Source organism: Kosakonia oryziphila, assembly GCF_900094795.1.
Classification (GTDB): domain Bacteria; phylum Pseudomonadota; class Gammaproteobacteria; order Enterobacterales; family Enterobacteriaceae; genus Kosakonia; species Kosakonia oryziphila.
Map to the genome: position 1 here is coordinate 1 of NZ_FMBC01000090.1, position 5485 is coordinate 5485.

Sequence of the window (5485 nt, forward strand, 5' to 3'; positions counted from 1 at the left end):
AGAAAGACCTGCTGATTGAGCGCACACATTCTGGCCTTGCAAGGGCCAGAGCAGCAGGCAAACGGTTTGGTCGACCACCGGCGCTGAACCAGGAACAGCGGCAGGCAGCGCTTGAACACCTGAAAGCGGGTGCCAGTATCAGCGCCGTAGCCCGCGAATTTGGTACCTCACGACAAACCATCATGCGTCTGTGTGACAATGCAGTCAGCCCGCAGTTACCAGAATAAAGCAACTGCCCTGAACGATAAAATTATAGAGCGACGTGATACGGCTCGTCCCATTCTTCGTTCTTTCTGAGCATCGCATTCAGGATTGTGAGCAAGCTGTTCAGGCTCAGATCTGGCTGAGTCCGGCACCATATTTAAGTCTAAGTATTTCTTTAAGTTTTCTCATGGAGATTGGCGCTGTCGGCATAGGTATCCTTCACCGGAATGGTAAAAGATACAGATCAACACACCTGCGAAGCTCCAGTAACATTGATGGAGATCACCGAGGCTTCATGATCGCGATCTTTGCAACAGTGCCAAGTATTTTACGCTTCCAAAGTGGGTAGTAGAGCCAGGAAGTTTTGCGCAACCAAACCTGTTGCTTTCTGAGTTAATCAGCAGCATCTTTGTCTGGCATAAAGGCTCCTATATTGTAGGCTTCCAGCTTTGGTTTATCATGCTCAGGGCATTCGAAATTAAATATTGTCATAGTTGCAGGGCTAACAGGCAACAAACGTTCAACCGGTAAATCCAGGAAAACATGGCAAGCTGCCCGAATGACACCACTGTGAACCACCGCCAAAAGATCTGAGTCTTCTTGTAAAACCCAACCTCTTAACGCCGTGTGGACCCTCATACAGAACGTTTTCCAACTTTCTCCACCGGATGGGGTATATTCCCCTGCACGCCATTGCCAGTAGCGTTCGGCGTCGTTTTCGATTAAATCCGGTTTACGCAATCCCGTCCATGCTCCCATATGCAGTTCACGCAATTTATCATCTGGCAAGGCATCAGGATATCCAATCAATTCAGCTGTCAACCGGGCTCGCCCCAGATCTGAGGTCACCACCCTGGCAGGTGAGAGTTGCCTAACACTATCCTTTATCCGAGTAGCTTGCAGGATCCCTTTTTCGGATAAATTTGAGTCTCCGTGCCCCTGCAGACGGGATTCCTTGTTCCAGAGAGTTTCTCCATGCCGGAGTAAAATAAGACGCATACTTCAGATCCTTTTATTTAAAGTCCATACCCCAGAAGGCGGAACCAGGTAAAAATGGCCACACAGATCACTGACGCACAAATAAAGCAGGTGACTAGCCCATACTTCATCTGATCCAGCACGCTGAAATAACCGGTTGAAAAGTAAATGGCGTTGACCTTTGAATGAGGCGGCAGGGTAATGGTGTAGGTCAAGGTCAGAGAGGCTGCCAGTGCCAGGGTGACGGGGTCCATACCGAGCGTTTTGGCCAGGGCTATCGATGCCGGGATGAGAATGGTGGTTCTGACCGTTTTACTGGTGAAAATCAGGTGGCTGTACATGCAAATGAAAACCACAATGACGTAAACCAGCCAGGTACTCATGTTTTCAAGGCCCAACCCGTGAACCAGTTTACCAATCAGCCACTGTGCACCTTGGGTGTTCTCCAGCGTATTGCCGGCCGCATAAGCCCCTGCGGCAAAAATCATCAGATCCCATTTGATATTGGCTTCAGGCCAGGTAAGCAACCCCACACGAGGGAGCAAGCAGAGGATAGCGGCAATAACTGCAGTCATATACACACTGATCTCAAAGCCCAGTACCGCTTTGTGGTAATCTTCTGTTGACCAGAGCACGACAGCCATCAGAAATATGGCCATGGCTTTTTTTTCACTGTACGACAGTTTTCCCAGTTGCTGGCGTTCTTGCCTCAGTTTCTCCAACGCCCCCTTGAAATCGAGTTCATCCCTGAATGACCAAAACTTCAGTCCGATCAAAAATGACAGGGACATGCCAATCATTGCCAGCGGAAAAGAGGCCAGTAACCAGTCCATATAACTGATATGCCCTCCCGCCTGCTGATTGATAAAGCCGACTGCGATAATATTGGACGCAGTGCCTGTCATCACACCGGATGTGGCAATGGCATCCGCCTGAACGCCCTGGAGCATCATGACACGCCCAAAATTGCTTTTGCCAGGCGTAGCCTTATAGATTTCAAGTAATATCAAGCAGATGGGGACCATCAACGTCGCTCTGGCCGTTGTTGATGGCACAAAAAAGACCAGGCAGAAGTTAATCACCACCAGGACAAGCAGTGCCCTGCGGGGCGTTTGACCAAATGACGTGATCATCCATAAAGCAAAGCGTCGGGCGATATCTGACTTGATCATCGCAGACGTCAGTATAAAGGCGGAAACCATCAGCCAGATGACATCGTAGCCCAGTGTGGCAAAAACCAGCCCTTCCTTCGGAACTGTGCCGGTCAGAGGCAGTAATACAATGACCAGCATGGAGGTGAGGTAGATGGGTAAAGAGCCACAGATCCAGAGTGCGAGTGCAGCACAAAAAATTGCGATAGATTTAATACCTTGCGGCGTAAGCCCCTCCGGCACCGGAATATTCATCAATACCAGCAGGATCAGCACGGCGAGCGGTAAACCAACCTTTTTTAGCGTCAGTCCTTTTTTTTCCGGTTCAGGTTGTAATAATTTTTTATCCATGAAAGAAGCCCCTGGTGTTGGTAAGTTCTTTCAGTCTGAATATTGTCGCCAGTTATGTACATTTATATTATTCTATAATTACTATAAATATAATTTATGGGGTCATCGATGGATATCAAACAGCTGGAAGCGTTTGTGATTCTTTCCGAATGCTTAAGTGTTACTCGTGCTGCCGAACAGCTTTACTGTACCCAGCCCGCCGTCAGTATAAAAATCAGAAAATTGGAAGAAGCACTGAATGCAGCCTTATTTGAAAGACTGAACAACCGCCTGCATCTTACCCCACAGGGCGTGGTCTACCGGGAGTATGCGTTGCAGATCCTGAATCTGTTGAAACAGTCCCAGGAACATATGCGGCAATTTGACGACCCAGCCTCTGGTACAGTCAACGTAGGATCAAGCCATTTCTGTGGTGCCTGGTTGCTTCCTCGCCTCATGGCAGATTTTAAAAAAACCTATCCTGGTGTTAATATCCGGCTGGGAATAGCAACGACGGAACAATTGTCCCGGAGATTGGCAGCACACGAGTATGATTTTATTATCGTTTCCGATTACATTGGAATTGATACAAAAAAATATACGCTGATTAATTTTCTGAGTGACCCCTTTGTGCTTATCTGCCCACCAGATCACTGGCTGGCAGATAAACAGGAATGCAGTATCAAAGACATTCTGGGCGAAACATTTTTGCTCAAACCCGCACGTTCTGCTACCCGATCTTTTTTATTAGAAAATCTCCGTAAAGTCGGTGTCGAACCTGAGTGCCTCCGACTGTTGGAAATTGGCAGCCTTGAAGGAATCAAACAGGGTGTGGTGTATGGCCTGGGTGTCTCCATAGTTTCCCGCTTTTCTGTAGAACAGGAAATCGTCAATGGCCAGCTACGGGAAATTAAGCTGAAAGAACCGCTGTTCTCAAGAAAAATTAGTTATGCCCATCATAGCGATAAACTCTTATCTCCGGCTGCGCAAAACTTCCTGGCTCTACTACCCGCTTTGGAAGCGTAACATACTTGACGTCCGGGAATTTCAAACTTCCCGATGCCGCTCTGGAGCGTCAACTGTAGGGCTAAAATCCGTATAATTCTCCAGCGCGAGGCATAAATGCCGTTGAACTTCAATGTGTTATGGTGTTTTTTTGTGCGGATTTCCTGAATGCAGACGGATCTTTCCTGCATCAACTAACGTAACGCATTCATGCTATCTCTCCGGCATCAGAAACCAGCACTGCTAATCGTGTCGTGCCAGGTGCACAACTGAATATCATCCGCCGCACAGCAGGCAGCTGTAAGGATCTGTCTTCAACAATATCTGACTCAACGTACTATGCGTGATCATCGGGACTTTTATTTCTTCGTCCTGACCCAGCGCTTTTTTCACCTGCGGCAGCAGTTTTCCCACCACCTGTCAGAAGTGAGTTTTTCGCTGACAGCAATCCTGCTCTTTTCTGCCTTGTCTTTTGCCACCTGCACACACTGTGCTATGTGTTCTTTTGTGGATACGGCCGCCGCTTCCACATTCGCTTTGAATTCATTTGTTTTCGCCTGAAGTTTTTCTGCAAAATTTCCCATATCGTTTCTCCTGAGTAATGTCCGGTCATGGACGAAAAATACCCCTGTTGGTCAGCCACTCACGGGGCAACCGCCGCGATGAACCTGAACCGTCCGTTGCGTTGGTTGCGCCTGAAAGCAGCGCAGGGACAGCCTGAACTCCTGTTCAACAGAGGTGCATGTAACCGGCCCGCCCCGGCAGACGCTCCTGCCCGGCAGAACCCCTGACCCGGATTACCTCCATTAATCCAGTCCCAGAATAACTGACACCCCTGTCCCGGTGTCATTGACTAACCAGCCAGCCCCCAGCCGCAGACGGTATGTTGCGCCCCCCACCGGGACCGGGACTTCAGCCGCAATACCCGTCTCTGTGATAAAACCAAAATCAATGTCACGATATCCCCGGCCCCAGAACCCGCCAGGTTGTTCAGACAGCAGAATATCAACGGGTGACCCGGCAATAGCGAAAACATCTGCAAACCGGTATTCCGTCCGGAATGACCAGGTGCCTGCTCCCCTCCCTGTATTTCCCTTATCCCCTGCAACCGGGAACAGGATATGCCACGTCAACCGGCTGTCCAGCGTCAGACAATCCCTGTCTGACACTGGCTGCTGAAACCGGACTCCCACCGAAGGGGATACCCGTACCAGGTCTGCCGACCAGTCCAGCAACCCCTGATCTTTCATTCCGGAGTGATACGCCCCACTCTGCCCGCCTGTCAGTCGCGAACGGTTTTTGAGGCTAATGACACCCCCTTCAAGGCCGCCTTTCAGGGTGAGCGATGGCGTTATGCTGTAACGAATAAGGGCGCCACCGCCCAGAGAGCCGGCCGTCCACCGGGGATGAAGTACCGCAGTCCCACCGTCAACATTCAGCGTTTCAGCAGAACGAACATCAAGCCAGCCGGCCCTGAGCGAACCGGAGAGCGTCAGGTTGTCCGTTCCCCACAACGGTGCAGACTCCCGGGGTAATGCATAGCTGCTGTACCTTATCCCCCCGCTGCGAAAAGACGACACATTAATATCATCACTGGCTGCAAGCAGTACCAGCCGGGTATAGGCTCCGGCCAGTTCATCGCCGGCGGCAACAGATGAAGCATTCAGGGCCATCATCAGGAAACCAGCCGCAACAACATTTCCCCCTGTTTTCGCGACAACCGCCGCGCTTTTCGGGAATGGCCCCGGCCGTTTTTTTCTGTACCGGAAGCAGCATGACTGAAACATATTCTTTCCATCCATCAGGTCCATCACAGG

At 50.1% G+C, this 5485-nt stretch carries 7 protein-coding genes; 2 read left to right on the forward strand and 5 right to left on the reverse strand.

Features of this window, described 5'->3' with window-relative positions; genetic code table 11:
• On the forward strand, positions 1 to 227 hold a 227-nt coding region (locus GA0061070_RS23755), incomplete at its 5' end, for a helix-turn-helix domain-containing protein (protein ID WP_139109833.1).
• 370 nt (positions 228 to 597) lie between these two features.
• On the opposite strand, the gene GA0061070_RS23760 is transcribed toward GA0061070_RS23755, so the two are convergent.
• On the reverse strand, positions 598 to 1203 hold the full coding sequence (locus tag GA0061070_RS23760; protein ID WP_090138954.1) for a histidine phosphatase family protein: 606 nt from the start codon (positions 1201 to 1203) through the stop codon (positions 598 to 600).
• A 17-nt stretch (positions 1204 to 1220) separates the two neighbouring features.
• Entirely contained in the window at positions 1221 to 2684 is a 1464-nt protein-coding gene (locus GA0061070_RS23765; protein ID WP_090138956.1) for an SLC13 family permease, read from the reverse strand.
• A gap of 108 nt (positions 2685 to 2792) precedes the next feature.
• On the opposite strand from GA0061070_RS23765, the gene GA0061070_RS23770 reads away from it, so the two are divergent.
• Complete coding sequence (locus GA0061070_RS23770) at positions 2793 to 3689, forward strand: LysR family transcriptional regulator (protein WP_090138959.1); 897 nt, start codon at positions 2793 to 2795, stop codon at positions 3687 to 3689.
• Between the two features lie 368 nt (positions 3690 to 4057).
• On the opposite strand, the gene GA0061070_RS23775 is transcribed toward GA0061070_RS23770, so the two are convergent.
• The 3 genes from GA0061070_RS23775 to GA0061070_RS25380 all read right to left on the reverse strand — a co-directional run.
• A complete protein-coding gene (locus GA0061070_RS23775) occupies positions 4058 to 4252 on the reverse strand; it encodes a hypothetical protein (RefSeq protein ID WP_090138960.1) in 195 nt (64 codons plus the stop codon).
• A 222-nt stretch (positions 4253 to 4474) separates the two neighbouring features.
• A complete protein-coding gene (locus tag GA0061070_RS23780; protein WP_139109834.1) occupies positions 4475 to 5344 on the reverse strand; it encodes a hypothetical protein in 870 nt (289 codons plus the stop codon).
• On the reverse strand, positions 5304 to 5485 hold a 182-nt coding region (locus GA0061070_RS25380), incomplete at its 5' end, for a hypothetical protein (protein WP_208598208.1). The genes GA0061070_RS25380 and GA0061070_RS23780, both read right to left, overlap by 41 nt.